The sequence below is a fragment of the Buttiauxella sp. AC142 genome, assembly GCF_979253435.1.
In genome coordinates this window covers 1,407,966-1,434,290 of sequence record NZ_CEEDCH010000001.1, presented here as the reverse complement: position 1 = coordinate 1,434,290, position 26,325 = coordinate 1,407,966, and the positions used below count along the sequence as shown (strand labels likewise).

The 26,325-nt window shown below is 49.8% G+C and carries 24 protein-coding genes; 12 read left to right on the top strand and 12 right to left on the bottom strand.

Translation table 11 applies throughout. The features are described from left to right. Nucleotides 1-24: 24 nt before the first annotated feature. Entirely contained in the window at nucleotides 25-438 is a 414-nt protein-coding gene (locus AC0IWZ_RS06460) for a CoA-binding protein (protein WP_034494366.1), read from the bottom strand. 186 nt (nucleotides 439-624) lie between these two features. Here AC0IWZ_RS06460 and csgI point away from each other — a divergent pair, with 186 nt between their 5' ends. Then, on the top strand, nucleotides 625-1,290 hold the full coding sequence (csgI, locus tag AC0IWZ_RS06455; RefSeq protein ID WP_471677811.1) for a curli synthesis inhibitor: 666 nt from the start codon (nucleotides 625-627) through the stop codon (nucleotides 1,288-1,290). Nucleotides 1,291-1,385: 95 nt separating this feature from the next. Beyond that, nucleotides 1,386-1,844: a methylglyoxal synthase gene (gene mgsA, locus AC0IWZ_RS06450; protein WP_034494364.1), complete on the top strand. Its 459-nt coding sequence runs from the start codon at nucleotides 1,386-1,388 to the stop codon at nucleotides 1,842-1,844. Here mgsA and helD read toward each other — a convergent pair whose 3' ends face one another. Beyond that, nucleotides 1,845-3,899, bottom strand: a complete 2,055-nt coding sequence (gene helD, locus AC0IWZ_RS06445; protein WP_471677813.1) for a DNA helicase IV — start codon at nucleotides 3,897-3,899, stop codon at nucleotides 1,845-1,847. A gap of 124 nt (nucleotides 3,900-4,023) precedes the next feature. On the opposite strand from helD, the gene AC0IWZ_RS06440 reads away from it, so the two are divergent. Beyond that, nucleotides 4,024-4,470, top strand: coding sequence for a YccF domain-containing protein (locus tag AC0IWZ_RS06440; protein WP_034494361.1), 447 nt, complete (start codon nucleotides 4,024-4,026; stop codon nucleotides 4,468-4,470). Nucleotides 4,471-4,494: 24 nt separating this feature from the next. After that, nucleotides 4,495-6,630, top strand: a complete 2,136-nt coding sequence (yccS, locus tag AC0IWZ_RS06435) for a YccS family putative transporter (RefSeq protein WP_471677814.1) — start codon at nucleotides 4,495-4,497, stop codon at nucleotides 6,628-6,630. On the opposite strand, the gene AC0IWZ_RS06430 is transcribed toward yccS, so the two are convergent. Beyond that, nucleotides 6,627-7,241 (bottom strand): TfoX/Sxy family DNA transformation protein, encoded by a 615-nt coding sequence (locus AC0IWZ_RS06430; protein WP_410372137.1) that lies wholly within the window; start codon nucleotides 7,239-7,241, stop codon nucleotides 6,627-6,629. The genes yccS and AC0IWZ_RS06430 overlap by 4 nt on opposite strands. A gap of 220 nt (nucleotides 7,242-7,461) precedes the next feature. Here AC0IWZ_RS06430 and sulA point away from each other — a divergent pair, with 220 nt between their 5' ends. Next, on the top strand, nucleotides 7,462-7,959 hold the full coding sequence (sulA, locus tag AC0IWZ_RS06425; protein WP_034494359.1) for an SOS-induced cell division inhibitor SulA: 498 nt from the start codon (nucleotides 7,462-7,464) through the stop codon (nucleotides 7,957-7,959). Between the two features lie 360 nt (nucleotides 7,960-8,319). Further along, complete coding sequence (ompA, locus tag AC0IWZ_RS06420; protein WP_156104860.1) at nucleotides 8,320-9,390, top strand: porin OmpA; 1,071 nt, start codon at nucleotides 8,320-8,322, stop codon at nucleotides 9,388-9,390. Between the two features lie 96 nt (nucleotides 9,391-9,486). On the opposite strand, the gene matP is transcribed toward ompA, so the two are convergent. Beyond that, complete coding sequence (gene matP, locus AC0IWZ_RS06415) at nucleotides 9,487-9,939, bottom strand: macrodomain Ter protein MatP (RefSeq protein ID WP_034494358.1); 453 nt, start codon at nucleotides 9,937-9,939, stop codon at nucleotides 9,487-9,489. Nucleotides 9,940-10,114: 175 nt separating this feature from the next. On the opposite strand from matP, the gene AC0IWZ_RS06410 reads away from it, so the two are divergent. Both AC0IWZ_RS06410 and fabA read left to right on the top strand, forming a co-directional pair. Further along, complete coding sequence (locus AC0IWZ_RS06410) at nucleotides 10,115-11,869, top strand: AAA family ATPase (RefSeq protein ID WP_471677815.1); 1,755 nt, start codon at nucleotides 10,115-10,117, stop codon at nucleotides 11,867-11,869. Between the two features lie 68 nt (nucleotides 11,870-11,937). Beyond that, nucleotides 11,938-12,456: a bifunctional 3-hydroxydecanoyl-ACP dehydratase/trans-2-decenoyl-ACP isomerase gene (gene fabA, locus AC0IWZ_RS06405; RefSeq protein WP_034494356.1), complete on the top strand. Its 519-nt coding sequence runs from the start codon at nucleotides 11,938-11,940 to the stop codon at nucleotides 12,454-12,456. A 72-nt stretch (nucleotides 12,457-12,528) separates the two neighbouring features. Here fabA and rmf read toward each other — a convergent pair whose 3' ends face one another. The 6 genes from rmf to rlmKL all read right to left on the bottom strand — a co-directional run bounded on the left by rmf (nucleotide 12,529) and on the right by rlmKL (nucleotide 20,462). Next, complete coding sequence (gene rmf, locus AC0IWZ_RS06400) at nucleotides 12,529-12,696, bottom strand: ribosome modulation factor (RefSeq protein WP_034456319.1); 168 nt, start codon at nucleotides 12,694-12,696, stop codon at nucleotides 12,529-12,531. 257 nt (nucleotides 12,697-12,953) lie between these two features. Beyond that, complete coding sequence (gene pqiC, locus AC0IWZ_RS06395) at nucleotides 12,954-13,520, bottom strand: membrane integrity-associated transporter subunit PqiC (protein WP_034494355.1); 567 nt, start codon at nucleotides 13,518-13,520, stop codon at nucleotides 12,954-12,956. Continuing rightward, nucleotides 13,517-15,157: an intermembrane transport protein PqiB gene (gene pqiB / locus AC0IWZ_RS06390; protein ID WP_034494354.1), complete on the bottom strand. Its 1,641-nt coding sequence runs from the start codon at nucleotides 15,155-15,157 to the stop codon at nucleotides 13,517-13,519. The genes pqiC and pqiB overlap by 4 nt, the downstream gene beginning before the upstream one ends. Next, nucleotides 15,147-16,415, bottom strand: coding sequence for a membrane integrity-associated transporter subunit PqiA (pqiA, locus tag AC0IWZ_RS06385; RefSeq protein ID WP_471677817.1), 1,269 nt, complete (start codon nucleotides 16,413-16,415; stop codon nucleotides 15,147-15,149). The genes pqiB and pqiA overlap by 11 nt, the downstream gene beginning before the upstream one ends. Before the next feature lie 16 nt (nucleotides 16,416-16,431). Continuing rightward, nucleotides 16,432-18,339, bottom strand: a complete 1,908-nt coding sequence (locus tag AC0IWZ_RS06380) for an ABC transporter ATP-binding protein (protein WP_034494352.1) — start codon at nucleotides 18,337-18,339, stop codon at nucleotides 16,432-16,434. Nucleotides 18,340-18,344: 5 nt separating this feature from the next. Continuing rightward, nucleotides 18,345-20,462, bottom strand: coding sequence for a bifunctional 23S rRNA (guanine(2069)-N(7))-methyltransferase RlmK/23S rRNA (guanine(2445)-N(2))-methyltransferase RlmL (gene rlmKL / locus AC0IWZ_RS06375; protein WP_471677818.1), 2,118 nt, complete (start codon nucleotides 20,460-20,462; stop codon nucleotides 18,345-18,347). Between the two features lie 109 nt (nucleotides 20,463-20,571). Here rlmKL and AC0IWZ_RS06370 point away from each other — a divergent pair, with 109 nt between their 5' ends. After that, nucleotides 20,572-21,684: a YcbX family protein gene (locus AC0IWZ_RS06370; protein WP_034494350.1), complete on the top strand. Its 1,113-nt coding sequence runs from the start codon at nucleotides 20,572-20,574 to the stop codon at nucleotides 21,682-21,684. Here AC0IWZ_RS06370 and zapC read toward each other — a convergent pair. Beyond that, nucleotides 21,681-22,223, bottom strand: coding sequence for a cell division protein ZapC (gene zapC / locus AC0IWZ_RS06365; RefSeq protein WP_034494349.1), 543 nt, complete (start codon nucleotides 22,221-22,223; stop codon nucleotides 21,681-21,683). The genes AC0IWZ_RS06370 and zapC overlap by 4 nt on opposite strands. Nucleotides 22,224-22,387: 164 nt before the next feature. Then, nucleotides 22,388-23,398: a quinone-dependent dihydroorotate dehydrogenase gene (gene pyrD / locus AC0IWZ_RS06360; RefSeq protein ID WP_259267440.1), complete on the bottom strand. Its 1,011-nt coding sequence runs from the start codon at nucleotides 23,396-23,398 to the stop codon at nucleotides 22,388-22,390. A 247-nt stretch (nucleotides 23,399-23,645) separates the two neighbouring features. Here pyrD and ssuE point away from each other — a divergent pair, with 247 nt between their 5' ends. Genes ssuE through ssuD form a run of 3 tightly spaced genes read left to right on the top strand, consistent with a single transcriptional unit; the run spans nucleotide 23,646 to nucleotide 26,324 of the window. Beyond that, nucleotides 23,646-24,221, top strand: coding sequence for an NADPH-dependent FMN reductase (ssuE, locus tag AC0IWZ_RS06355; RefSeq protein WP_034494347.1), 576 nt, complete (start codon nucleotides 23,646-23,648; stop codon nucleotides 24,219-24,221). Further along, nucleotides 24,214-25,182, top strand: coding sequence for a sulfonate ABC transporter substrate-binding protein (locus AC0IWZ_RS06350; protein ID WP_172894988.1), 969 nt, complete (start codon nucleotides 24,214-24,216; stop codon nucleotides 25,180-25,182). Before ssuE ends, AC0IWZ_RS06350 begins: the two co-directional genes overlap by 8 nt. Next, on the top strand, nucleotides 25,179-26,324 hold the full coding sequence (ssuD, locus tag AC0IWZ_RS06345) for an FMNH2-dependent alkanesulfonate monooxygenase (RefSeq protein WP_471677820.1): 1,146 nt from the start codon (nucleotides 25,179-25,181) through the stop codon (nucleotides 26,322-26,324). The genes AC0IWZ_RS06350 and ssuD overlap by 4 nt, the downstream gene beginning before the upstream one ends. The last annotated feature ends 1 nt before the right edge of the window (nucleotide 26,325 follow it).

Here is a 26,325-nt window from a genome sequence, read left to right as displayed (position 1 = left end):
GCTGTGGGGTTTTTTATTATTTAATTATTTAGCCAGACCCAATCTCGGAATTTCTATCGCCGGGCATTTATCCATGACCACGTTCAGCCCGGCATCTTGCGCCAGTACGGCGGCTTGTTCATTGATGACGCCCAATTGCATCCACAACGTTTTTGCGCCAATGGCAATCGCTTCTCGCGCCACTTCCCACGCAGCTTCAGAATTGCGGAATACATCCACCATATCGATTTTTTTAGGAATTTCAGCCAACGTGCCATAACCCTGCTGGCCTAAAAGCGTTTTACCTGCCACTTTCGGCGACACAGGAATCACTTCATAACCCTGGTCGAGCAAATACGCCATCACACGATAGCTTGGCCGGTCGGGCTTATCACTCGCCCCAACCAGAGCAATTGTTCGGGTGCTTTTTAGAATAGTTTCGATATCTGCCTGTTTCATCACACTCTCCGCTGGGACTCAGTAATTAAAAGTGTATGCCATCCCTTCCTGACTCACCATCTTTCCCATACGGACGTAGTAGAGCAAATCCTGGAAATATGTCTATATGTTAATGAGCGGGCGATGTGAAAAATTTTGATACATTCAGCTACGGATAGCCCAATTTACTTGAGGCAGGAGTCATTGATGAGAACCTGGTTCTTCATAGCGATATGTTGTTTGCTTATGTTACCGCCTGAAGCGTGGTCAACAACGTTACGTTTGTCTACGGATATCGATTTGCTGGTGCTTGATGGGAAAAAAGTTTCCAGTTCTTTACTGCGAGGCGCGGATAGTCTTGAGCTGGATAATGGCCCGCATCAACTGGTGTTTCGGGTTGAAAAAAATATTCGTACCAGCACGCGTGAACAACGGCTTTATATCTCGCCACCGTTGGTGGTGAGCTTCGATACCAAAGAAGTTAGCCAGGTTAATTTTAATCTGCCCCGTTTAGAGAATGATAAAGAAAGTGATGAATTCGACCACGCTCCGCATCTGCAATTATTGGATGGTGACGCCGCCGTGATCCCCTTGAAAATTGATATTTTGCCGGTCAAAGCCACATCTCAGGGAATTGATTACGAGCGAGATACTCAGTTTTACAACAAGGCGGGAAAAACGGCGTCGATAAAAGGTTTCGCTACAATGATGGCGGATGATAGCGAGTTGCTCTCGAAATCATCCGAACTTGATACTCCACCCCGGCAGTCAGAAACACTAACTGAGCAACGCCTGCGATACTGGTTTTTACAGGCAGACAAATCGACTCGTGAGCGTTTCTTACAATGGGTAAAAGATAACCCAACGCAATAATTGCTTTGCTAATCCTGCATTTTTGACACCCTTCTCTTGCAGCATCAGTGGCTTTCAGTAAGCTGTAGGCAATTTTAATCAATCAGGATTAAGCAATGGAATTAACGACCCGCACGCTGGCGGAACAAAAACATATTGCGCTGGTTGCGCACGATCACTGCAAAGACGCGCTGCTGAAATGGGTTGAGCGCCATAAAGCCACTCTCACCCATCATGTGTTGTACGCAACCGGCACCACAGGAAATCTGATTCAGCGTGGCAGCGGTCTGGATGTCAACGCCATGCTAAGCGGCCCGATGGGCGGCGATCAGCAAGTTGGGGCACTGATCTCTGAAGGGAAAATTGATGTGCTGATTTTCTTCTGGGACCCGCTTAACGCCGTTCCACATGACCCGGACGTTAAAGCGTTACTGCGCCTGGCGACAGTGTGGAACATCCCGGTTGCGACCAATTTATCGACCGCTGATTTTATTATTCAATCGCCAGGCTTTGACCAGTCAGTTGAAATTCTAATCCCGGATTACCCACGCTATCTGGCAGATCGACTGAAATAATTACGGTCGATTGGTTGCGGGCACGCCAAGCTGTTTAAGAATATCGACAAAACTGGACGGTTCGTGTTTGTTGAATAACAGCCAGACACGATGACGGGCCCGCGTCATCGCCACGTACAACAACCGCCGCTCTTCCGCATCAGGATAGTCTTCAGGTTGCGGCAACAACGCCTCTTCCATGACAGATTCGCGTGCCACTGCCGGGAAACCATCTTTCCCCTGCTGCAATCCCAGAACCACAACATAGTCTGCTTGCTGCCCTTTGCTGGCATGAATCGTCATAAAATCGACGGCCAGTTTAGGCCAACGCGTTGCGGCTTTTTCCAGAATCGCCGGGCGTAAATGATGGTAACGCGCCAGCACCAGAATGCGTTCTTGAGGCTGAACATAACCACTCATTTTGTCGAGCAGCGCTTCGAGTTGATCGTCGGCCAATAACGTTACGGCTTTTTTATCACCTTTTGACAGGCTGTTCAGCGGCTTAGCAAGTTGATGTGGATTCTGCTGCACAAAACGATTAGCAATCTCGCCGATGCGATCATTGAAGCGGTACGTCGTATCCAGCGCACATTGATCTGCATCGCCAAAGTTTTGAGCGAATGCGGTTGTCAGCGACATTTCTGCACCGCTGAAACGATAAATTGCCTGCCAGTCATCGCCCACCGCGTACAGCGAAGTATGCGAGTTTTGTTTTCTCAGCGCCGCCAGTAATGCTGCCCGTTGAGGCGAAATATCCTGAAATTCATCAACTAAAATATGCTTCCACGGACTGATAAATCGCCCTTTTTCCAGCACATTAATGGCCTGATGAATCAGCCCTGAGAAATCGACAGCCTCTTCGGCTTTCAGTGCCGTCTTCCAGGTTTTTAATAACGGCGCCATGAGCTTGACGCGTTTAGCGAAGAGATCTCGAATGTCTTCTGGCGTTGAGGCAATCATGTCAGCCTGCGAGCCGCCGTGCATTCGCATAAGGCCAAGCCAACGATCTAATCGACTGGCCAGACGTTTCGCCAGACGCTCGTCTTTCCAGTATTCGCCTTCCGGCACGTCCCACTGCAACTCGTCGCGCAACCATTCACGCCAGCCTTTCGCCTGCGCTTTTTTCTCTCGACATTGCTGCTGCCAGCTTTCAATCAGTAGTTGGTGGCGTGCGTTGGTATCGGATTCAAGTTCGCTGACGCGCGGCGCTTTTTTGCTGCCTTGCTGGATAATATGCAACGCCAGAGCATGGAAGGTACGAGCTGAAATCGCGTCGGTATGGAGACGTTCAGCGATACGCTCGTCCATCTCCTGAGCGGCTTTGCGACCAAATGCCAATAACAAGATTTGATCTTCGCTGGCCTCGCCACGTTGCAGTAACCACCCCGCACGAGCCACCAATACCGAAGTTTTGCCACTCCCGGCTCCCGCTAACACCAAAAGTGAGTCTTCGCCGTTGACCACGGCGCGTGCCTGAGAATGATTGAGCGGCGAGCTTTCTATTTTCTGGAAAAAATCAGCATGCTTTTCAAGCATATGATTGGTATACGCGGTATTACGCTGATGGCGACGAGTCTCACCTTGTTCAAGCCAGGCTTTGCAATGCATCCATAATTCGCGGCAATTATCGAAATCCTCCAGCCTTGCCTGCGGGAGTGGCAATGCAGAAAAAGCGACGCGTACATTTTGCTGCAATGCCTGCATATCGCTGCGTTTGAACCATTTTTCCTGCTGGATGCGGCGCGTAATCTCGGCATACTGCTGTTGAAGCACCTGCGCCGCAACTTCACTCATCTCGACACTCCAGCTCTGCCATAACTGATCAAGATGATGATAAAAGCGCTGGGTTTCATTCCATTCTGTACCATGCAAACGCACCACTTTGTCATCCGGCAACACAAATTCCAGCTCGCCCCAGACCAGACCGCGCTTGCAATTGATAGCAATTAACTGATTGAATGGAATAAGGTATTCGTGACGTTCTCCTTTCACCTCTACACCCGCAGCCAGTAATTTCACACGATTGTATGGGTGCTGTGCTAAATGTTTGCCAAGAGAGGTCGCTTTTAATTCCATTACGCTTTGCCTGATCCAGAATGGTGATTGTGGTTAAGTTTACCCGGCGAAGGAATGACGCTCCAGAGTAAAAACGCGTTACAATTGTTGTGGTTATTTATTTACACCCTAAATAAGAGTGATTATGCGTACAGTCCTAAATGTCTTGAACTTTGTACTCGGCGGTTTTCTGACCACCCTATCCTGGTTGCTGGCCACGCTTGTCAGTATCATTTTTATTTTCACGTTGCCCCTGACACGATCCTGCTGGGAGATTACTAAACTCTCTTTCGTACCATACGGTAACGAAGCGGTGCATGTCGACGAACTCAACCCTCAAGGGAAAAGCGCCATTCTGAATACCGGCGGCACATTGCTGAACATTATTTGGCTGATATTTTTCGGCTGGTGGTTATGCTTACTTCATATCGCCACTGGTATTGCCCAATGCATCACCATTATCGGTATCCCTGTGGGGATCGCTAATTTCAAAATCGCTGTTATCGCGCTTTGGCCTGTGGGCCGCCGTGTCGTTTCTGTCGAAGTCGCACAGGCTGCGCGTGAAGCTAACGCCCGCCGTCGTTTCCAGTAATTCTGACAAGAATAGTGAGTATTAATGCTTAGTCCAATTCTGCGTCGTTATACCTGGAACAGTGCCTGGCTGTATAACTTGCGCATCTTTATTGCGCTCACTGGCACTGCTGCCCTGCCCTGGTGGTTAGGTGAAGTTAAGCTCACTATTCCACTGACCCTGGGTGTGGTTGCCGCAGCCCTTGCCGATTTAGATGACCGGCTGGCCGGGCGCTTGCGAAATCTACTGATAACCCTGGTGAGTTTCTTTATTGCTTCGGCGTCTGTGGAGTTGCTGTACCCGTGGCCGCTGCTGTTTGGCATTGGATTGATGATTTCCACCAGCGGATTTATTCTGCTGGGCGGTTTAGGCCAGCGTTATGCCACCATCGCCTTTGGCGCGCTGCTCATTGCCATCTATACCATGTTGGGTATTTCTTTATATGACCACTGGTATCAACAACCGATTCTGCTGCTGGCAGGTGCAATCTGGTACAACTTGCTGACTCTGGCAGGCCATCTGATTTTCCCCATCCGCCCGCTGCAAGATAACCTGGCGCGTTGTTATGAAAGCCTCGCTCGTTATCTGGAAGTTAAAGCTACGCTTTTTGACCCCGATATCGAAGAAGAAAGCCAGGCTCCAATGCTTGAGCTTGCCATGGCTAACAGCCAGTTGGTGACAACGTTAAATCAGACCAAAGGTTCTTTATTGACGCGTTTACGTGGCGATCGTGGGCAGCGCGGCACACGCCGAACGCTGCACTACTATTTTGTCGCCCAGGATATTCATGAACGCGCAAGTTCATCACATATTCAATACCAGGCTCTGCGCGACAAATTCCGCTACAGCGATATTATGTTTCGCTTTCAACGCCTGCTGTCCCTGCAATCTCAAGCCTGTTTGCAGCTCTCGCGATCTGTTTTACTGCGGTTGAAATACCAACACGATCCACGCTTTGAGCGTGCATTTACACATCTGGACGCTGCGATTGAAAGGCTGAAAACTGACCCGGCGCTGGCGAGCGAATTAAAAGCACTGGGTTATCTGGTGAGTAACTTGCGCGCAATTGACGCTCAACTGGCGACGATTGAGTCTGAGCAGGCGCTGGCAGCACCGGAAAATAATATCGAAAACCGCCTGCTTGATGACCGTTTGACCGGCTTTGGTGATATGTGGCAACGGCTGAAGCGAAATCTGACGCCGGAGTCGGCTTTATTCCGCCATGCGGTACGCATGTCTGTGGTGCTGTGCGTAGGCTACGCGTTTATTCAGTTAACCGGGCTAAAACATGGCTACTGGATACTTCTGACCAGCCTGTTTGTTTGCCAGCCTAACTACAGTGCCACTCGTCGCCGCTTAGCGCTTCGTATAATTGGCACGTTAGTCGGCGTGGCAGTTGGTTTACCGGTTCTCTATTTTGTGCCGTCGCTCGAAGGGCAACTGGTTTTAATTGTTATCACCGGCGTGCTGTTTTTTGCCTTCCGCAACGTGCAATACGCTCACGCCACTATGTTCATCACGTTGCTGGTGTTGCTGTGTTTCAACTTGTTGGGCGAAGGTTTTGAAGTCGCAATGCCGCGAATTTTCGACACCCTTTTGGGATGTGGGATCGCATGGGCGGCGGTGAGTTTCATCTGGCCTGACTGGCGATTCCGTCGGCTGCCATTAGTTGTAGAGCGGGCATTCAATGCCAATTGCCGCTATCTGGATGCCATTCTCGAGCAATATCATCAAGGCCGTGATAACCGACTGGAGTATCGTATTGCGCGCCGGGATGCACACAACAAGGATGCGGAGCTGGCATCTGTGGTATCGAACATGTCCTCAGAGCCCAGAGTCACGCCGGAAGCGCGAGAAACGGCATTTCGCTTATTGTGCCTCAATCATACATTTAACAGTTATATTTCGGCGTTGGGCGCGCACCGCGAAATGCTGACCAATGAAGATATTTTGTTGCTGCTTGATGATGCCGTCTGTTACGTCGATGATGCACTGCATCATCTGCCTGCCGATGAAGAACGCGTTCAAAAAGCCTTGCAAGGGTTGTCCGAGCGGATAACTTCACTGGAGCCGCAACCAGAGACCAAAGAGCCGTTAGTCCTTCAGCAAATTGGCCTGTTGGTTGCACTTTTACCAGAAATCTCGCGCCTCCAGCAGCTTGTCACACAGCAGTACGATTAACCCGCATGCCGTTGTTCATATAGCTGCCCCCACTCAACTAACTCCTGGCGCGTCGTCGCCGGGAGTGCTGCTTCATGAATACCGCAAATCGCCCCCGCCAGGGCCAGTAGTACTCTGACTCCCAGCCCTTTATTCACGCTCCTCAACTTTATCCATGACCGCTTCGCACCGTAAGCATGTAGCGTTCTGACATCCGCAATACCGGCTTCCCACAGCATCATCTCCAGACTGTGGGTTAAATTCGGGAGATCCTTGAGTCGTTGATGAGATTTATGGCGAGATTTTTCACGGCGGGCGCTAAACAATGCATCCGATGAGAGTTTTAAAAGCGTTTCTTGATCGTTCCACAACCCTTCATCAACACGGAAGTAATTAAGTTCAATCGTCCGCCCACGTTTGTTATAGAGCAATGGCGCTGCCGCCCTCTTAACAAAATAAACCTCTGACTGCTCACAAGCTCTTAAGTAAAGTTCCCCTTCAGAAACCATGGCAAACACGACATTATCGACCGTCAGACTATAGCCTCCAAATAATGAACGATGGCTGATATCCCCTAGCGGGGATAAGCATTCTTTCGATTGATGAATCCTTGTATAAGATCGCTTTTTCATGAATATATCCTTAAATATCATGCTATAACACACCACTACGGCTTGTTACTGTTTCCAGTAACACGAAAATAGGTAACCTGATGACAGACGGCAATCACATTTTCGCATTCCGCAGATTTACGTGAAGAAATTGCGATATGCTTTCCGAAATTTAGATTGATCTTTGGCCTGACAGGCATTACTGTATATTCATACAGTAACCCATCAGGCGGGATTAACTATGCAATCACATAACGTTCTAACTCACGTTGCCCCTCTTTCTTCTTTGACTCAGTCATCAGCAGGTAACAATACTAAAGGGTTGATTAGTGAAGTGATCTATAGCGAAGATCAGCCATGGGTTACGCAACTGGTGCTGTTGCCCCTGCTCCAGCAACTTGGTCAACAGTCACGTTGGCAGCTTTGGCTAACGCCACAGCAAAAATTGAGTCGTCAATGGGTTAAATCGGCAGGTCTTCCACTTACAAAAGTCATGCAGGTGAGCCAGTTAGATCCACTTTTCACCGTAGATGCTATGGTAAAAGCATTGCAGACTGGAAATTACAGCGTGGTCATCGGTTGGTTGCCTAAAGAATTAACAGATGAAGAACATTTGCAGCTATCATCAGCAGCTGAAATGGGTAATGCGATCGGCTTCATAATGCGTCCGATGCACACCTCCAAAACAGGGTGTCGACCACGAACTGGCCTAAAAATTCATTCTAGTTTGTATCATTAAGTAAATTTAAGAGAAATCCTGGAACTTTTCTTCAGCTCCTGACAAATCTTTATGATTCATAGTGGAACCGCGTCTCAAGCCGCTTGTAGCGGCATTCTCCAGAAATCTTTGAGTATAAATCCTGCGCGAACTTGTTAGAAAATGTGTACACAAGTCGTTTTTTTTCATATGCCTGACGGACATCACACTTGTAAGTTTTCAACTACGTTGTAGACTTTAGCTCGCCAGGGTTGCTCTTCCATAACACCGATTGATCGGTAGAGTAACAAGTGAGCATAAACTCGGGCGAAGGATTTAACCCTGGGCTTTAGAGCGATTTTAAAGCTCATGGCCTTTTTGGATGATAATGAGGCGCAAAAAATGAAAAAGACAGCTATCGCGATTGCAGTGGCACTGGCTGGCTTCGCTACCGTAGCGCAGGCCGCACCGAAAGATAACACCTGGTATGCAGGTGGTAAGTTGGGTTGGTCCCAGTTCCATGACACCGGTTTCTACGGAAACGGCTATCAGAACAACAATGGTTCAACTCACAACAGCCAACTGGGTGCTGGTGCCTTCGGTGGTTACCAGGTTAACCCGTACGTTGGTCTGGAAATGGGTTATGACTGGTTGGGCCGTATGGCTTATACCGGCAGCGTTGATAACGGTGCTTTCAAAGCGCAAGGCGTTCAACTGGCTGCTAAACTGAGCTACCCAATCACTGACGAACTGGACATCTACACTCGTCTGGGTGGTATGGTTTGGCGTGCAGACTCCAAAGGCAACTACGACAACGGCACTACTCGTGTGAGCAACCACGACACTGGTGTTTCCCCGTTGGCGGCAGTTGGTCTTGAATACGCAATCACCCGTGATATCGCAACTCGTCTGGATTACCAGTGGGTTAGCAACATCGGTGACGCACAAACAGTTGGTACTCGTCCAGACAACGGCATGCTGAGCCTGGGTGTTTCTTACCGTTTCGGCCAGTACGATGCAGCTCCAGTTGTAGCTCCAGCTCCAGCTCCAGCTCCAGAAGTACAGACCAAGCACTTCACCCTGAAGTCTGACGTTCTGTTCAACTTCAACAAAGCAACTCTGAAGCCAGAAGGTCAACAAGCTCTGGATCAGCTGTATACTCAGCTGAGCAACCTTGATCCGAAAGATGGTTCAGTAGTTGTTCTGGGCTTCACAGACCGTATCGGTTCTGATGAATACAACCAGAAACTGTCTGACAAACGTGCACAGTCTGTTGTTGATTACCTGATCTCTAAAGGTATCCCAGCTAACAAGATCTCCCCACGCGGTATGGGCGAATCTAACCCAGTTACTGGCAACACCTGTGATAACGTAGCTCCTAAAGCTAAACTGATTGATTGCCTGGCTCCAGATCGTCGCGTTGAGATCGAAGTTAAAGGTATCAAAGACGTTGTAACTCAGCCTGCGGCATAAGTTACCGTTATAAAAAAACCCCGCTTCGGCGGGGTTTTTTGTTTCTGAATTCTAAGTAACCAGGAATAGAGAAGCACAGCGTCACAACAACTGCTCTTATTCTTTGCCCAGCAATGCCTGCAGATCTTGTTTGAGAGATGACATCTGATTGGCGTATTGTTCTTTACGCTCCGCATCTTCAATCAACTGTACAATCGTTTCCGACAGTGTGCATCCACGCCGATGAGCAAGGCCAGCTAAACGCTGCCAGACCAGATATTCCAGGTCGATGGATTTTTTACGCGTATGCTGATGCTCGGCATTAAAGTGCCGTTTACGACGCGCACGGATAGTTTGTTTCATGCGGTTGTGAAGTTCTGGATTCATATGCTGCTCTATCCAGCTCAACACACGCACCGGTTCATTCTCTAAGCGTAACAACTCATCAACAGCTTCTTTCGCTGCACTCGCCTCGATATAACGTGTGATTAGCTCGCCTTCGCGGTGTTTTTTAACCAGATACTTCCACTTCCAGCCGCTCTCGAGATTTTCCAACTGTTGATATTTCATTGTTGTCTCAGTGTGACCGTGTAACTCACTTCAGAATAACAGTTTTTTCTATTTTCGCTTACCTGAAAAATGAAAGCTGTGAGCTAAGTAAACTTGCCGCTCCGCATAAACCGTGTGCTGCCCTGGCTATTCTTGTATAATCGCGCCTTTGACATCTAATTAATAAATAGCGACTTTGACGACTAATCGACTTGAATGGCGTGCTCTTGTACCTGATACCGAAAGCTATCAGGAAATCTTTGCACAGCCTTATGATTCCGAAACTGCCCCTTTCTCCGCTGTACAACCTCGTCTGTCTTATGGACTTGTGCAGCTAAGCCAACCGGTAGCCTCGGCCGATCTGATGCTGGTAAAAGCCGCTGAAGAAGCCGAGTACCTTAATCTCATTACCGCAGCAGCACGTGAATGCTGGTCGCAGGATAACGCTCTGACAGGCGGACATTACCTGATTGAAGGCTCGCGCATCATGCTACGCCCTGCCGAAACAGCTGAAGACAATTTTGCAGGCCAGTCTGAAGTCGTTGCCGCTGACTGGATTGAAGCGGAACAACTTTTCGGTTGCGTGCGTCAGTTCGCGGGTGAAATCACGCTGACACCGGGTCTGGTTCACCGCGCAAATGGTGGCATTCTGGTGCTTTCATTGCGCAGTGTTTTAGCACAACCGCTACTGTGGTTGCGCCTTAAACAAATGGTCATTCAAGGCCGTTTCGACTGGATTTCCCAGGATGAAACTCGTCCATTGCCCGTTAACATTCCATCACTGCCATTAAGCCTGAAACTGGTGCTGGTGGGTGAACGTGAATCGTTGGCTGATTTCCAGGACATGGAACCTGAACTGGCGACTTCGGCCATTTACAGCGAGTTTGAAGAGAATCTGCAGATCGCCTCTGCCGATGATATGGCGTTGTGGTGCCAGTGGATTTATGCCGTTGCGCAATCAAAATCCCTGCCAGTTCCTGCAGCGGATGCCTGGCAGCCACTCATCCGTGAAGCCGTGCGTTATACCGGCGACCAGGAAACTCTGCCGCTGTGCCCGTCATGGATTAGCCGCCAGCTACGTGAAGTTGCCGCATTCACTGAAAATGAAAGCTTTGGTGCCGAAGAGCTGACGCAAATGCTAGCGCAGCGCGAATGGCGTGAAGGTTATCTGGCTGAACGCATGCAGGACGAAATCCTGCTTGAGCAGATCCTGATCGAAACCGAAGGTGAAATGGTTGGCCAGATCAACGCCTTGTCGGTCATTGAATTCCCTGGTCATCCACGTGCATTCGGCGAACCTTCGCGCATTAGTTGTGTTGTGCATGTGGGTGATGGTGAATTTACCGACGTTGAGCGCAAAGCTGAGTTGGGCGGTAATATTCATGCGAAAGGCATGATGATCATGCAGGCATTTTTGATGTCAGAATTGCAGCTTGATCAGCAAATCCCCTTCTCCGCCTCGCTGACTTTCGAGCAGTCTTACAGCGAAGTCGACGGTGATAGCGCTTCAATGGCCGAACTGTGCGCGTTAATCAGTGCGCTGGCTAATGTGCCTATTTATCAGCATATCGCGGTGACAGGTTCAGTCGATCAGTTTGGTCGTGTGCAACCTGTTGGTGGCCTGAATGAGAAAATCGAAGGCTTCTTCCGTATTTGCCAGCAACGTGAGTTTAACGGCAAGCAAGGCGTGATTATCCCGGTTTCTAATGTGCGTCACCTTTGTCTGCACCAGGATGTTCTGGATGCCGTAGAACAAGGGCAATTCACGATTTGGGCCATCGACGATGTCACGGATGCACTACCCTTATTAACAAACCTGCCCTGGGATGGCGAAGGGCAAAATACGCTGTTGCGTGCGGTGCAAGAGCGAATCGCTCAGGCATCTGCGCAAGATATTCGGCACCGTTATCCATGGCCATTACGTTGGCTTAACTGGTTCAATCAAAACTGATCGGACTTGTTGAGCGTACACGTGTTAGCTAACATGCGTGCTTCATTATAAAAAGGCTTACTGTAAACATGGTAGATAAACGCGAATCCTATACAAAAGAAGATCTTCTTGCCTCTGGTCGTGGCGAACTGTTTGGTGCTGAAGGCCCACGTTTGCCTGCGCCATCCATGCTGATGATGGACCGCGTAGTCAAGATGACTGAAGACGGCGGTAACTTCGATAAAGGTTACGTTGAAGCAGAACTGGATATCAATCCTGACCTGTGGTTCTTTGGTTGCCACTTTATCGGCGATCCGGTAATGCCTGGTTGCCTGGGTCTGGATGCGATGTGGCAGTTGGTAGGCTTCTATCTGGGCTGGTTAGGCGGCGAAGGCAAAGGCCGTGCGCTGGGCGTGGGTGAAGTTAAACTCGCGGGTCAGATCCTGCCAACTGCGAAAAAAGTCAGCTACCGTATTCACTTCAAACGCGTTATTAATCGCCGCCTGATTATGGGCCTGGCAGATGGTGAAGTGTTGGTTGACGGCCGTGTAATTTACACCGCTACCGACCTGAAAGTAGGTCTGTTCAAAGACACTACTGCTTTCTAAGCCTGATTGTATAAAGCTCTGAAACGCGAAACCTCCGCCATGCGGAGGTTTCTTTTTCTAAAGAGACAGTGATTACGCGGTAACCGCCCTGTCTTCCATGGCTTCTCGCCAGCCTCCCATCCAGTACGACCTTTGATTCAGTGTCTGATAAGGACACATCTCTTTGGAACGTCCGACAATACCTGCTTGATAACCACGTTGATGAGCCCGTTCCAGGCGATCTCGTTTTTGTCTCTTCATGCCTCGTTTCCCTCATTTCTGTAATCTGGTGGAAAGAAAACAGTGCCTGCAAAATGTGCAAGCACATATAACGAATACCTCCAAAAACAGCCATCGTCAATGCGCAAAATTCACGCCAATGTCATAAATGTGAGCTACACGTGATGATATTTGAGATAAAAATGTGAGATGGGTCGGGTAATAGGTTAATGCCAAAAGAAAAGCTGCGCCCCGCTTTACAGCGGAAAGACGCAGCTTTTTTGTGCTACTTAAGAAAATTAATTAATACGGTTTAACTGGCTGGCAATGCTTTGCGCCTCTTGCTGCCAGGCCTGCGCTAAGGTTTTCACCATTGCATCATAACCATCTTCTTGCTGCTTAAGTTCCACATGGAACGGGCGTTTAATCAATTGCCCCTGATGATTGAGCAACCATTCACCGCTCACAATCACCTTGCCGTCATAGCGTCCGTGGAAACCCGTCACATTAACATTCAGAGTATCCTGAAGGCTGCCCAACGGTTGTGAAGCCACCACCCAACCGGGTAATGCACTGCTCAGATTGCTCACCAGCGTATTACGTAGTTGCTGATCTAAAGGACTCGCCCACAAGTTGCTGGTAGCGATGACATACTGAACATCACTGGTTTGATAAACCACGCCGTTTCCGGCGAGGTAATCAGGAACCGCCACTTGTTCCACCCATAACAAGTGGGTGCCAGGCTGGCTCACAGCCTGCACAGCAGGCGTTGAGCTTTGAGGCAGTTGGTAATACGTTTTTCCTTCGTCGCTGCTGCTACAGGCCGTTAAGGCTAATGCAGCAATCAATGGAAGCCATCTTTTCATTCTTTTGCCCTCTTCGGCTGGGGATCTTTTTTATCCTTCGCTTCAAAGATAAGCGAATTACTCTTATCGTTCAGCGTTCGTAGCACCGGCTGCAATTCACGCAGAACCTGGTCAAGACGCTGCATATCCGCCACCATCTTGTTATAAGCAGCAGAGCCTGGCTGGAAGCCTTGCATGCTGCGATTGAGCTCACGAAGCGTTGACTGCATATCCTCAGGCAATGATTGCATCGACTTGTTCGACGTAATCTTGTTCAGATTATCGAGGGTCTGCTGCAAGTGCTTCATGGTTCGCTGACTTTCGGCAAGCGAATTGGTGGTTTGCTCAATCATCGGATTCAATGGCAAGTTATTAATCTTATCCAGAGTTTCCAGCAAGCGCTGTTGGATTTGCGCCAGGCCTCCGCTCATCGTTGGGATAATTGGATAACCGTTAAAGGTCGGCAAATCGGTAACAGGCGGCGCTTTAGGGTTGAAATCAAGATCGATAAACAGTGCCCCAGTCACCAGGCTGCCGGTTTTCATCGAAGCCCGCAAACCACGTTTGATTAACGAGGTCATGTTGTCCTGAATATGGATGTCATCACCAACAAGATTCTGCAAACGTTCAGGTTCAAGACGGATCAGAACCGGGATACGGAAATCATCGTTGATTTTCTGACGCATGCCTTCGGTGAAGAATGGCACCTTCGCCACTGTCCCGAGGCGGATACCACGGAATTCAACAGGTGCCCCTGGTTGCAGACCACGCACGGAATCTTTAAAGAACATCAGGTAATCAATGTGATCGGTATACAAGGAGTCCTGAATACTTTTCTGATCATCAAACAGATTGAATTCGCTGCCTGCTTTCACAGGTTTGCCAAGATCCCAACCTTCCGGCACGTCAAAACTCACACCGCCGCTAAACAGCGTGGTGAGAGAACCCATTTCGACACGCATCCCCTGGGATGACATATCCACGGCGATCCCACTGTCTTTCCAGAAACGCACATTACTGGTGACCAGACGATCGTTTGGCGCGCTGATAAACAGCTGATAGCTGATGCTACGTTTTGCAGCATCAAAAGTGCTGGTTTCAACTGAACCGACGCGATAACCCCGGAACAGAACCGGGTCGCCAGGAGAGAGCTGCCCTGCTTTATTGCTATCGAGCGTAATACGAATGCCTTTTGCATCCGGCGGTGCCAGCGGCGGAGCATCCAGTAAATCATAACGTTCGACTTTTGAGCCTTTCGTCCCCGGCTGCAGTTCGATATAGGCACCCGAGAGTAACGTACCCAGGCCAGAAATACCTTCGCGACCGACCTGCGGTTTCACCACCCAAAACACTGAGTCTTTGTGCAGAAGTTTTTCCATACCGGAATTTAAACGTGCCGTAATTTCGACATGCAGCAAATCATCGGACAGGACAGCGCTTTCCACGACACCGACATTAACGCTTCGGCTTTTAATCATGGTTTTCCCACCTTCAATACCTTCGGCATTCGTGGTAATCAGCGTCACTTCCGGGCCTTGATGGCTGTAGTGATAAAATAAGATCCACGCGCCGATTAGCACGGTTACGATAGGGAAAATCCATACCGGGGACCAATTTTTCACCTTTGCGACTTTTGCTTCCCCGCTTTTATTTTCCATGCTCAGACGACTCCTCATGAGTTGAATCCGGTGCGCGATCCCAGGACAAGCGAGGGTCAAAGGTCATCGCTGCAAACATTGTCAAAATCACTACTAATGCAAACATCACGGCACCGATCGCCGGGTAGATACTCATCAATCCTCCCATACGCACCAGGGCCGATAATACCGCTATAACGAACACATCGATCATTGACCAACGCCCGACAAATTCGACCACCTCGTAGATCAAATGCATTCTTTCACTGTCACGCTGACCGTGGCCTTTAGCATCCCAGCACAACCAGGCAATCGCTAACATTTTCAGTGTCGGAACCAAAATACTGGCGATAAAAATAACGCCAGCAACCGGATAAGAGCCTTCGCTCCACAACAAGATAACCCCGGCAATAATCGTCGACGGGATTTTGCTGCCCAACACTTCGGTTATCATGATGGGCAATATATTTGCGGGTAGGTACAGCATAATTGAAGTCAACAGCAGAGCGAGTGTCCATTGCAAGCTATGACGGCGACGAACATATCCTTTGGTTTCACAGCGTGGACAAATTTCCTGCTCCTCTGGCACGATTGCTGTGCAGCATGAACAAGAACGCAACCCCTGGTGAAGGCCTGATACACCGACTTTAAGCGGTACCGAAATCGCCGGTTCAGGCGCAATATCATCCCAAAGCCAACGCCGGTCCACACACTGGAATGCCCGCAGTTGCAACACACAGAACAGGCACCACGGAATAAAACTGCTCCCGACGCCAATGTCGCCGTAAGCCATTAATTTGACGAAACTGACCAAAACGCCCGCGAGAAAAATTTCGGCCATACCCCAGGACTTTAGCTGGAACAGGATTCGTGCCAGACGCTTTTTAAACGTCAGTGGTAATGCCACCTGATTAACCAATAACAAAATCGTAATTAAACAGAACGTAGGCACTGCCTGCACAAAGACCATAAAGAAAGTGCCAAGGCTTGCGTAGTCTTCGTTGAACATGACGCCTGGAATTTCAAGCAGCGAAACTTCACTGCTGAGTCCTGCTACTTTCATGTTGATGAAGGGAAATAGGTTGGCGAGCAGCAACATAAACAGAGCTGCTAGCGCATAAGCTGTAGGACGTTGGCGTGGTGAGGACCACTGAGTGAGAAGTGTTGTACCGCAACGTGGACAGACGGCCTTATGGCCGTCCTCCAATACCGGTAGCGCAACTAGTAGGTCACATTGTGAACACAATATGTGTGAACGATGATGATGCGTGGCACACATATCGGGTCTCCTTGGGTTACGCGCCGTTTTTCAGAGCTTCCAGATATTCCCAGCGCTCAAAAGCCTCTTCCAGTGCTTTTTCTGCGTTGGACATATCACTCAATGTTTTTTGCGTCACATCGTGTGGCTGGTTAAAGAACTCAGCATCCCCGACCTTCGCTTGTAGGGCTTCCAGCTCCGCCTCAAGTTGTTCAAGACGTTGCGGTAATTGCTCTAATTCACGTTGCAGGTTATAGCTTAGCTTGCTACTTGCGCGTTTAACAACTTCCGCCTTAGCAGGCTGGTTGTTTTGCGCTTTATCTGCCACAGAGTGGCGTAAAGATTGAGCAGAAGCTTGCTGACCTTTAGCATCATGATAACCGCCCACATAGCGACCGATTTTACCTTCACCTTCAAAAATCCAGCATTCGGTCACTGTGTTATCAACGAATTGACGATCGTGGCTCACCAACATGACCGTTCCCTGATAACCATCAATCAACTCTTCAAGTAATTCGAGCGTTTCGACATCCAGGTCATTCGTCGGTTCATCGAGAATCATCAAGTTGCTTGGTTTTAGGAATAACTTCGCCAGTAAAAGGCGGTTACGCTCACCACCAGACAACGCACGAACCGGAGTCATGGCGCGTTTCGGGTGGAAAAGGAAGTCCTGCAAGTAGCCCAGTACATGGCGTGGCTTACCATTCACCATCACTTCTTGCTTACCTTCCGCCAGGTTGTCCATTACCGTACGATCAGGATCAAGCTCGGCACGGTGCTGGTCAAAGTACGCCACTTCAAGCTTGGTACCGCAATGCACGCGCCCGCTATCCGCTTTCAGCTGATCTAACATCAGTTTCAGTAATGTGGTTTTGCCACAGCCGTTTGGCCCCACCAGCGCGATTTTGTCGCTGCGCTGCACCTGGGCTGAGAAATCCGACACCAGGTTTTTGTTAGCGATCTGGTAAAACACGTTTTCCATTTCAAAGACGATCTTGCCGGAACGCGCCGCTTCACCAACTTGCATTTTGGCGCTGCCCAACACTTCACGACGAGCACTACGTTCGTTACGCATCGCTTTCAAGGCACGCACGCGGCCTTCGTTACGCGTACGGCGTGCTTTAATGCCCTGACGGATCCACACTTCTTCTTGAGCAAGTTTGCGATCAAACTCGGCGTTTTGCAGATCTTCAACACGTAGAGCTTCTTCTTTGGCCAGCAGATACTGATCGTAATCGCCAGGGTAAGAAACCAGTTTGCCGCGATCAAGGTCGACGATACGCGTAGCCATATTGCGAATAAATGAACGGTCGTGCGAGATGAAAATAATGCTGCCCTGGAACTCTTTCAGGAAACCTTCCAGCCAGTCGATAGCTTCGATATCCAGGTGGTTGGTTGGCTCATCAAGCAATAGAACACGTGGAGAACTCACCAGCGCACGGCCTAGTGCCGCTTTACGCAACCAGCCGCCAGAAAGTGCCGACAGTTCAGTATCAGCTTCCAGACCTAATTGTTCGAGCACTTCATTAATGCGGCTATCCAGTTGCCAGAGGTTCTGGTGATCCAAAATCTCCTGGATACGCGCCATCTCATTGAGGTTTTTATCGCTCGGATCGGTCATCACTTTATGGGAAATATCGTGATAAGCCTTCAGATGTTCCGCTTGTTCTTCAACGCCTTCAGCAACGAAGTCATAAACCGTGCCGGCAACATTACGCGGCGGATCTTGCTGCAAACGCGCGACGATTAAATCCTGTTCGTAAACCATGCGGCCATCATCGAGAGGCACTTCACGGTTGAGGATTTTCATCAGCGTGGATTTACCCGCGCCGTTACGGCCAACTAAACAAACACGTTCGTTTTCTTCGATATGAAGTTCGGTGTTATCTAATAACGGTGCGTCGCTAAACGACAACCAGGCACCGTGCATACTAATTAATGACATGACAATTAATCCTTGGCTACGTGAGTAACGAGCCAGCAGTTATGAATTTGGCGATTACGGGCAAAGTCTTGCGACAGGGTTTTCTGCGTGATTTCCTGAGCGCTAAGGCCCAGGTTAGCTAACCCGTCAAAGTCCATTTTGAAGCCACGTTTGTTGTTGGAGAACATAATGGTGCCGCCCTGGCGCAACAGGCGCTTAAGGTCTTTCATCAGCACGATGTGGTCGCGCTGGACATCAAAAGATTCTTCCATACGTTTTGAGTTTGAGAACGTCGGAGGATCGATAAAAATCAGATCAAACTGTTCATCGGTTTCACGCAACCAGCCCAGGCAATCAGCCTGAACCAGGCGGTGTGCACGGCCACTCAAACCGTTAAGACGCAAGTTACGCTCAGCCCACTCCAGGTAAGTACGAGACATATCGACGGTGGTCGTCGTTTTAGCACCACCTAACCCTGCGTGAACTGTCGCGCTGCCGGTATAAGCAAACAGGTTAAGGAAATCTTTCCCTTTGCTCATTTTGCCCAGCATTTGACGCGCGATACGGTGGTCGAGGAACAAACCGGTATCAAGGTAATCCGTCAGGTTGACCCACAAGCGAGCGTTATATTCGCTCACTTCCATGAAGTCGCCCTTCTCATCCATTTTCTGATACTGACTTTTCCCTTTCTGACGCTCACGGGTTTTCAGGATCAGTCGGTTGGATGGCAATTCCAGTACAGACATTGTTGCAGCAATCACATCAAACAGACGCTGGCGCGCTTTGTTGGCATCCACCGTTTTCGGCGGCGCATATTCTTGAACCACAACCCACTCGCCGTAGCGGTCAACAGCAACGTTATAATCGGGCAAATCGGCATCATAAATTCGGTAGCATTCGATGCCTTCCTGGCGCGCCCATTTGTCGAGTTTTTTGATATTTTTGCGCAGGCGGTTTGCGTAATCATCAGCAATCTGGCCTGATTGCGCACCCGTGCTGGTAGCCGATAATTGATAGTTTTTCTGCACACAATCCAGCGGGCCGTTCTTCGCTTTAAACTGACGTTCGGCACGCAGTTGCAGGCAGCTTAGCAAATCTGGGGATGCGCTAAACAGCGAAAAATTCCAGCCGCCAAAATGGTTCTTCATGTTGCGGCCAAGCAAACTGTGCAACGCAATCAGCGCAGGCTCACTGTCCAGACGCTCACCGTACGGCGGGTTACTAACAACCGTACCAACCGGACCTTCTGGCAGCGGGTTGGTCAATTTAGCCACGTCTTTGACTTCATAGCTGATGATATCGCCCAGACCCGCACGACGGGTATTGGCGCGCGCGCGTTCGATAACACGTGAGTCATTATCCGAACCATAGAAACGCGAAGTGTATTCACCCAGACCTTTACGCGCACGAACCTGCGCTTCGGTGGTGATCTCTTTCCACAAATCGACATCGTGATTCGCCCAGCCCAGGAAACCCCAGTGCTTGCGATGCAGACCCGGAGCGCGATCGGTGGCGATCATTGCCGCTTCAATCAACAGCGTGCCGGAACCGCACATCGGATCGAGCAACGGAGTACCCGGCTGCCAGCCAGAACGCATCACAATGGCGGATGCCAGCGTTTCTTTAATAGGCGCGGCGCCGGTGCTATCGCGGTAGCCGCGTTGATGCAGGCCTTCGCCACTTAAATCAAGTGCAATGCTGGCGGTGTCTCTATTCAACCAGACGTTAATACGCAGGTCTGGCTGTTCACGTTCGACGTTTGGACGTGGCAGGTTTTTGCGCGTGAAGGAGTCAACAATCGCATCTTTCACTTTTAGCGCACCGTACTGGCTATTACGGATAACGTCGTTCAGACCGCTGAAATGCACCGCAAAGGTCGCATCCGGGCCAAACAGCGCAGGCCAGTCGATAGTCTGTACGCCGAGGTACAAATCCAGATCGCTATAAACACTGCATTCGTTTAAAGGCAGCAAAATGCGGGACGCAAGGCGGCTCCACATCAGGCTTTGATAGAGCAGACGTGAGTCCCCCTGGTAATGTACGCCGCCCTGAACCACCTGGCATGCTTGCGCACCAAGGCCCTCCAGTTCAGTTTTTAATAGCTCTTCAAGCCCACGCGCCGTACTGGCAAACAGAGAATTCATATCGTCACTTATCAGGTGTAAAAAGAAAATTGTGGCGCATTATAGCCAATCCGCCACGCATGTCATAAAGTTGGCTTCTTATTATTTTTTTACGGGCAAGGAGGACGCCATGATTAGCCTGTCTCAACTTTTTATTCACCCGGTGAAATCAATGCGCGGTCTTGCCCTCTCTCATGCGCAGGTAACCCCAAGCGGTTTGGCCTTTGATCGCATCTTTATGGTGACAGAACCTGACGGCACTTTTATTACCGCACGTACTTCACCGGAAATGGTGCTGTTTACTCCGGCAATTACTCACGATGGTTTGTTCCTGAGCGCACCAGACGGCAGCTCCGCCACCGTGCGTTTTGCGGATTTTCAGCCTCAGGCTGAACCGACCGAAGTCTGGGGAAATCACTTCACCGCGCAAATAGCGCCTGATGAAATCAATCAATGGTTGAGCGGTTTTTTTTCTCGCCCGGTTCAATTACGCTGGTTGGGCGAATCCTTAACGCGCCGCGTAAAACGTCATCAAGAAGTCCCGTTATCTTTTGCCGACGGCTACCCTTTCCTACTGGCTAACGAAGCGTCACTGCGTGATTTACAGAACCGCTGCCCGGCAAGCGTCAAAATGACACAGTTTCGCCCGAACATTGTGGTGACGGGTGCGCAAGCCTGGGAAGAAGACACCTGGCAAGTGGTGCGAATGGGTGGTGTGACGTTTGATGTCGCCAAGCCTTGCAGCCGTTGTATTTTGACAACCGTCAGCCCGGAACGTGGGCGCAAGCATCCGAGTAGCGAACCACTGGCGACGTTGCAAAAATTCCGTACAGCGCTGGATAATGGCGATGTTGATTTTGGCCAGAATCTCATTGCTCGTAACAGCGGCGTGATTCGTGTCGGGGATGAACTTCAGGTGTTAGCGACTAAGCCCGCCAAAATATATGGCGCCGGGGCGCTGGCAGAGTCACTCGAACCTTTCGAGCAGCAAGAGAGCATGGTCGCCATTGACTGGCAGGGCCAACAGTTTCGCGGTAACAATCAGCAAATTTTGCTCGAACAGCTAGAACAACAAGGCATTCGTGTGCCCTATTCTTGCCGGGCAGGAATTTGTGGAAGTTGCCGAATTAAGTTGGTTAGCGGAGAAGTCAAAGCGTTGAAGAAAAGCGCTATCAATGACGACGGAACAATTCTGTGCTGCAGCTGTATACCGGCGGGCGATGTGGAATTAGCGGGAAATTAAACAGCCTGATCGAGGTTAAGGTCGTTGCTTAACGGTTGCGGCCTTAATCTGTCATTCATCACTTTTATTGCATCACCCAACTGCATCGTGCGGCCAGCCAGTTGTAGACCCGGTTGCGCCAGTAAGCAGAGTGCCGCGTTGTCACCCGTTTCGACCACCAGCAGATTCACTTGCTGCATATCATCGCTTAACCATACACAAGCGGCGTCGCCAGGAATCGGCTGCCAGCAATCACCGTGAGACATAAAGTGCCAGCTTTTTGGCATTTGCGGCTTGAGGTAACGAATCGCCACCAGCGCATTTAATACCAGTTCCGCGCGTTGTTCTTTACTTAAAACCAGGTCGCGACATTTTTCTTCAAAAGAGAAAAAAAGCGCGGCATCGTCGACACAAAATCCAGTATTTTCAAAGGCATCAGGAGTAAGCATTTTACGTGGGAAACGCGAACGGAAAAGCATACCATTGGCTAAATCGAGCATCATACGATCGTGCTCTTCGTCATAATACCAACGCCAATTATCGTCCGGTTTAATCCGCATAATTATTACCTTCTCTCTTCTTCCCGCGATTAAAAATATCCTTATCGCCGCTTCGTAAATGAACACATTAATAAAAGACCAATATGTTCAAATTAGCAACAGTAATGGAATATAAAACAACCGGAGCAGGAAATAAAGCTCCGGTTGTCTGGAAAGTAAAATGATTACAGACCTGAAATGATTTCTTTAATCAGCGGCGGGCCTTTAAATATGAAGCCGGAATATATTTGAACCAGTGAAGCGCCAGCCGCCATCTTCTCACGCGCGGCAATCACTGAATCAATCCCACCTACGCCAATAATCGGCAAGCGACCATTTAATTCTTGCGACAGGCGGCGAATAATTTCGGTACTTTTTAACTGAACCGGACGACCACTTAATCCACCCATTTCATCGCAATATTTCATGCCCTGAACCAGGCTACGATCCAATGTGGTATTGGTGGCAATTACCCCATCAATATTATGGCGAACTAAACTATCAGCCACCTGGATCAATTCTTCTTCAGAAAGATCCGGCGCGATCTTCACGGCGACCGGCACATATTTATGGTGCAATGTCTGAAGTTCCTGCTGCTTATTTTTAATCGCAATTAAAAGATCGTCTAAGGCTTCGCCGTATTGCAGCGTACGTAATCCAGGGGTATTTGGCGAAGAAATATTGATCGCGATATAACCCGCATACGGATAAATTTTATCCATGCAGATCAAATAATCGTCTTTGCCTTGCTCAACTGGAGTGTCTTTATTCTTGCCGATATTGATGCCCAATACCCCATCGAAATGAGATTTTTTGACATTCTCAACCAGGTTATCAACCCCGAGGTTATTGAACCCCATGCGGTTAATTAAACCTTCAGCTTCAACCAGACGAAAAATGCGTGGCTTATCATTTCCAGGCTGTGGGCGAGGCGTGACAGTGCCAATTTCAATGGAGCCAAAGCCCATGGCACCCAACGCATCAATGCACTCACCGTTTTTGTCCAGGCCTGCGGCCAGACCCAATGGGTTCTTAAATGTCAGTCCCATGCAAGTCACAGGTTTTGACGGCACATTTTGCCGCACCAGCCATTCGAGAGGTGTACCTGTTACACGACGCAATTGCTGAAATGTCACTTCATGAGCGCGCTCTGGATCGAGCTTGAATAGGGCTTTACGAACGAAGGGGTAGTACATGAACTCTCCTGGATTCCCGGTATGCAAACCGGGGCAGTATTATTAACGATAACGCCCCTGAATGGAATTGACCTGCAACAAAAAACACCGAATCAACGCAAACGTTTTCTTCTCTTTGTCCTTTATGCGATTTCTGGCAAATGAAAACCAGATAAATCATTTAGTGGAATAACACTTCTGCGCGAATATCACACTCAATTGTTATCAATGTTACCTAAAAGCAAACATTTAGTTATAAGGAAACAATATGCGTGTGATAACCCTGGCTGGAAGCCCGCGCTTCCCCTCTCGTTCCAGTGCGCTGCTGGAATATGCCCGCGAAAAATTAAGCGCTTTGGATATCGAGGTATGTCACTGGCATCTACATAACTTCGCTCCAGAAGATTTGCTGTACGCCCGTTTCGACAGCCCGGCACTGCTCGCGTTAATTGAACAATTACAGCAAGCCGATGGGGTGATCATCGCAACTCCTGTCTATAAAGCTTCGTTTTCCGGTGCGCTGAAAACCTTGCTCGATCTGCTGCCTGAGCGTGCGCTGGATAAAAAAGTCGTTCTGCCTTTGGCAACGGGCGGCACCGTGGCACATATGTTGGCGGTCGATTACGCCTTAAAGCCTGTGCTTAACGCCCTGAAAGCTCAGGAAATCCTTCATGGCGTATTTGCCGACGACAGCCAAATTGCGGATTACCAGCACAAACCGGTGTTCAGCAATAACTTACAACAGCGTCTTGATAGCTCGCTGGAAACGTTCTGGCAGGCACTGCACCGCCGGGATTTTATCGTCACCTCCCCTTTTAAGGCGCAAGGAGTTGCCCATGTTTAATCTGCTAAAACGAACCGCGCCCTGGCTGATGCTGACTGGCGCTCTGAGCCTCAGCGCCACCCTGCACGCCGCAGAAACCGGGCCAGAACAGTTACGCATCGGATATCAAAAAGGTTCTGTGAGCATGGTGCTGGCAAAAAGCCATCAGCTGCTGGAAAAAGAGTATCCGCAAACCAAATTCCAGTGGATTGAATTCCCGGCTGGCCCGCAAATGCTGGAAGCGTTGAATATTGGCAGTATCGATCTGGGCAGCACCGGTGACATTCCACCAATTTTCGCCCAGGCGGCAGGCGCAGATCTTGTGTATGTCGGTTCTGAACCGGCAAAACCAAAAGCTGAAGTGATTCTGGTGCCAGAGAACAGCCCGCTTAAAACCGTGGCCGACCTGAAAGGGCATAAAATCGCTTTCCAGAAAGGCTCCAGTTCCCACAACCTGGTATTGAGAGCGCTACAAAAAGCCGGGCTGAAATTTACCGATGTCCAGCCTGCTTATTTAACACCAGCCGATGCTCGCGCCGCATTCCAACAAGGCAACGTTGATGCCTGGGCAATTTGGGATCCGTATTACTCCGCAGCACTATTGAACGGTGGCGTACGCGTGTTAACCGACGGCAGCGAGCTGAATCAGACGGGTTCTTTCTATCTTGCATCACGCCCTTATGCCGAACAAAACGGTCCGTTCCTGCAACACGTTCTGAAGACCTTTAGTGATGCCGATGCGTTAACTCGCACCCAACGTGACGCAAGCGTTGCGCTGCTGGCAAAAACCATGGGACTGCCGGAAAACGTGATTGCCACCTATTTCGATCATCGCCCACCAACGGTGATTACACCTGTCAGCGCCGAGACTGCGGCAAAACAACAGCAAACCGCAGATCTATTTTACGACAACCACTTAGTGCCTAAGAAAGTCGATATTCGCACCCGCATCTGGCAACCCGCTAAAGGAGATAAATCATGAGTCTGAATATGTTCTGGTTCTTACCTACCCATGGCGATGGCCATTACTTAGGCAGCAACGACTCCGCACGCCCGGTTGACCATGGCTACCTGCAACAAATTGCCCAGGCGGCAGACAGAATCGGCTTTACTGGTGTACTGATCCCAACAGGGCGTTCTTGCGAAGATGCCTGGCTGGTTGCCGCCTCCATGATTCCGGTGACGCAGCGTTTGAAATTCCTGGTGGCACTGCGCCCAAGCGTAACCTCACCAACCGTAGCAGCACGCCAGGCCGCAACACTTGATCGGCTTTCCAACGGTCGCGCTTTATTTAACCTGGTCACGGGTAGCGATCCGGAAGAGTTAGCGGCAGACGGCGTGTTCCTTAATCATCAGGAACGTTACGAAGCTTCCGCAGAATTTACCCAAATCTGGCGGCGCTTGCTGGAAGGCGAAACGGTCGATCACGAAGGCAAACACATTCAGGTTAAAGGCGCGAAACTGCTGTTCCCGCCGGTACAACAACCGCGTCCACCGCTCTACTTTGGCGGCTCTTCAGATGTGGCGCAGGATTTGGCTGCCGAACAAGTTGATCTTTATCTCACCTGGGGCGAGCCACCGCATTTAGTCAAAGAGAAAATTGAGCAGGTTCGTGCTAAAGCCGCAGCACATGGGCGCACCGTTCGTTTCGGTATTCGTCTGCATGTGATAGTGCGTGAAACAAATGAAGAAGCGTGGGAAGCCGCTAATCGCCTGATTTCCCAACTTGATGACGAAACGATCGCCAAAGCGCAGGCTGCTTTTGCACGCACGGATTCCGTCGGCCAACACCGCATGGCGGCGTTGCACGGTGGCAAGCGCGACAATCTGGAAATCAGCCCGAACTTGTGGGCGGGCGTTGGTCTGGTGCGTGGTGGCGCAGGCACCGCGCTGGTAGGAGATGGCCCGACGGTGGCGGCACGTATTAATGAATACGCGGCACTCGGTATCGACAGCTTTATTTTCTCCGGTTATCCGCATCTGGAAGAAGCCTATCGGGTCGGCGAACTGCTGTTCCCACATCTTGATGTTGCGATCCCACAAATTCCCCAGCCGCGCCAGATTCAGGAAAAAGGTGAAGTGGTGGCGAATGACTTCATCCCGCGCAAAGTCGCGCAAAGCTAAG

Coding starts and splice junctions, on each gene's coding strand:
- AC0IWZ_RS06460 (WP_034494366.1), bottom strand. CDS start 438: ATGAAACAGGCAGATATCGAAACTATTCTAAAAAGCACCCGAACAATT.
- csgI (WP_471677811.1), top strand. CDS start 625: ATGAGAACCTGGTTCTTCATAGCGATATGTTGTTTGCTTATGTTACCG.
- mgsA (WP_034494364.1), top strand. CDS start 1,386: ATGGAATTAACGACCCGCACGCTGGCGGAACAAAAACATATTGCGCTG.
- helD (WP_471677813.1), bottom strand. CDS start 3,899: ATGGAATTAAAAGCGACCTCTCTTGGCAAACATTTAGCACAGCACCCA.
- AC0IWZ_RS06440 (WP_034494361.1), top strand. CDS start 4,024: ATGCGTACAGTCCTAAATGTCTTGAACTTTGTACTCGGCGGTTTTCTG.
- yccS (WP_471677814.1), top strand. CDS start 4,495: ATGCTTAGTCCAATTCTGCGTCGTTATACCTGGAACAGTGCCTGGCTG.
- AC0IWZ_RS06430 (WP_410372137.1), bottom strand. CDS start 7,241: ATGAAAAAGCGATCTTATACAAGGATTCATCAATCGAAAGAATGCTTA.
- sulA (WP_034494359.1), top strand. CDS start 7,462: ATGCAATCACATAACGTTCTAACTCACGTTGCCCCTCTTTCTTCTTTG.
- ompA (WP_156104860.1), top strand. CDS start 8,320: ATGAAAAAGACAGCTATCGCGATTGCAGTGGCACTGGCTGGCTTCGCT.
- matP (WP_034494358.1), bottom strand. CDS start 9,939: ATGAAATATCAACAGTTGGAAAATCTCGAGAGCGGCTGGAAGTGGAAG.
- fabA (WP_034494356.1), top strand. CDS start 11,938: ATGGTAGATAAACGCGAATCCTATACAAAAGAAGATCTTCTTGCCTCT.
- rmf (WP_034456319.1), bottom strand. CDS start 12,696: ATGAAGAGACAAAAACGAGATCGCCTGGAACGGGCTCATCAACGTGGT.
- pqiC (WP_034494355.1), bottom strand. CDS start 13,520: ATGAAAAGATGGCTTCCATTGATTGCTGCATTAGCCTTAACGGCCTGT.
- pqiB (WP_034494354.1), bottom strand. CDS start 15,157: ATGGAAAATAAAAGCGGGGAAGCAAAAGTCGCAAAGGTGAAAAATTGG.
- pqiA (WP_471677817.1), bottom strand. CDS start 16,415: ATGTGTGCCACGCATCATCATCGTTCACACATATTGTGTTCACAATGT.
- AC0IWZ_RS06380 (WP_034494352.1), bottom strand. CDS start 18,339: ATGTCATTAATTAGTATGCACGGTGCCTGGTTGTCGTTTAGCGACGCA.
- rlmKL (WP_471677818.1), bottom strand. CDS start 20,462: ATGAATTCTCTGTTTGCCAGTACGGCGCGTGGGCTTGAAGAGCTATTA.
- AC0IWZ_RS06370 (WP_034494350.1), top strand. CDS start 20,572: ATGATTAGCCTGTCTCAACTTTTTATTCACCCGGTGAAATCAATGCGC.
- zapC (WP_034494349.1), bottom strand. CDS start 22,223: ATGCGGATTAAACCGGACGATAATTGGCGTTGGTATTATGACGAAGAG.
- pyrD (WP_259267440.1), bottom strand. CDS start 23,398: ATGTACTACCCCTTCGTTCGTAAAGCCCTATTCAAGCTCGATCCAGAG.
- ssuE (WP_034494347.1), top strand. CDS start 23,646: ATGCGTGTGATAACCCTGGCTGGAAGCCCGCGCTTCCCCTCTCGTTCC.
- AC0IWZ_RS06350 (WP_172894988.1), top strand. CDS start 24,214: ATGTTTAATCTGCTAAAACGAACCGCGCCCTGGCTGATGCTGACTGGC.
- ssuD (WP_471677820.1), top strand. CDS start 25,179: ATGAGTCTGAATATGTTCTGGTTCTTACCTACCCATGGCGATGGCCAT.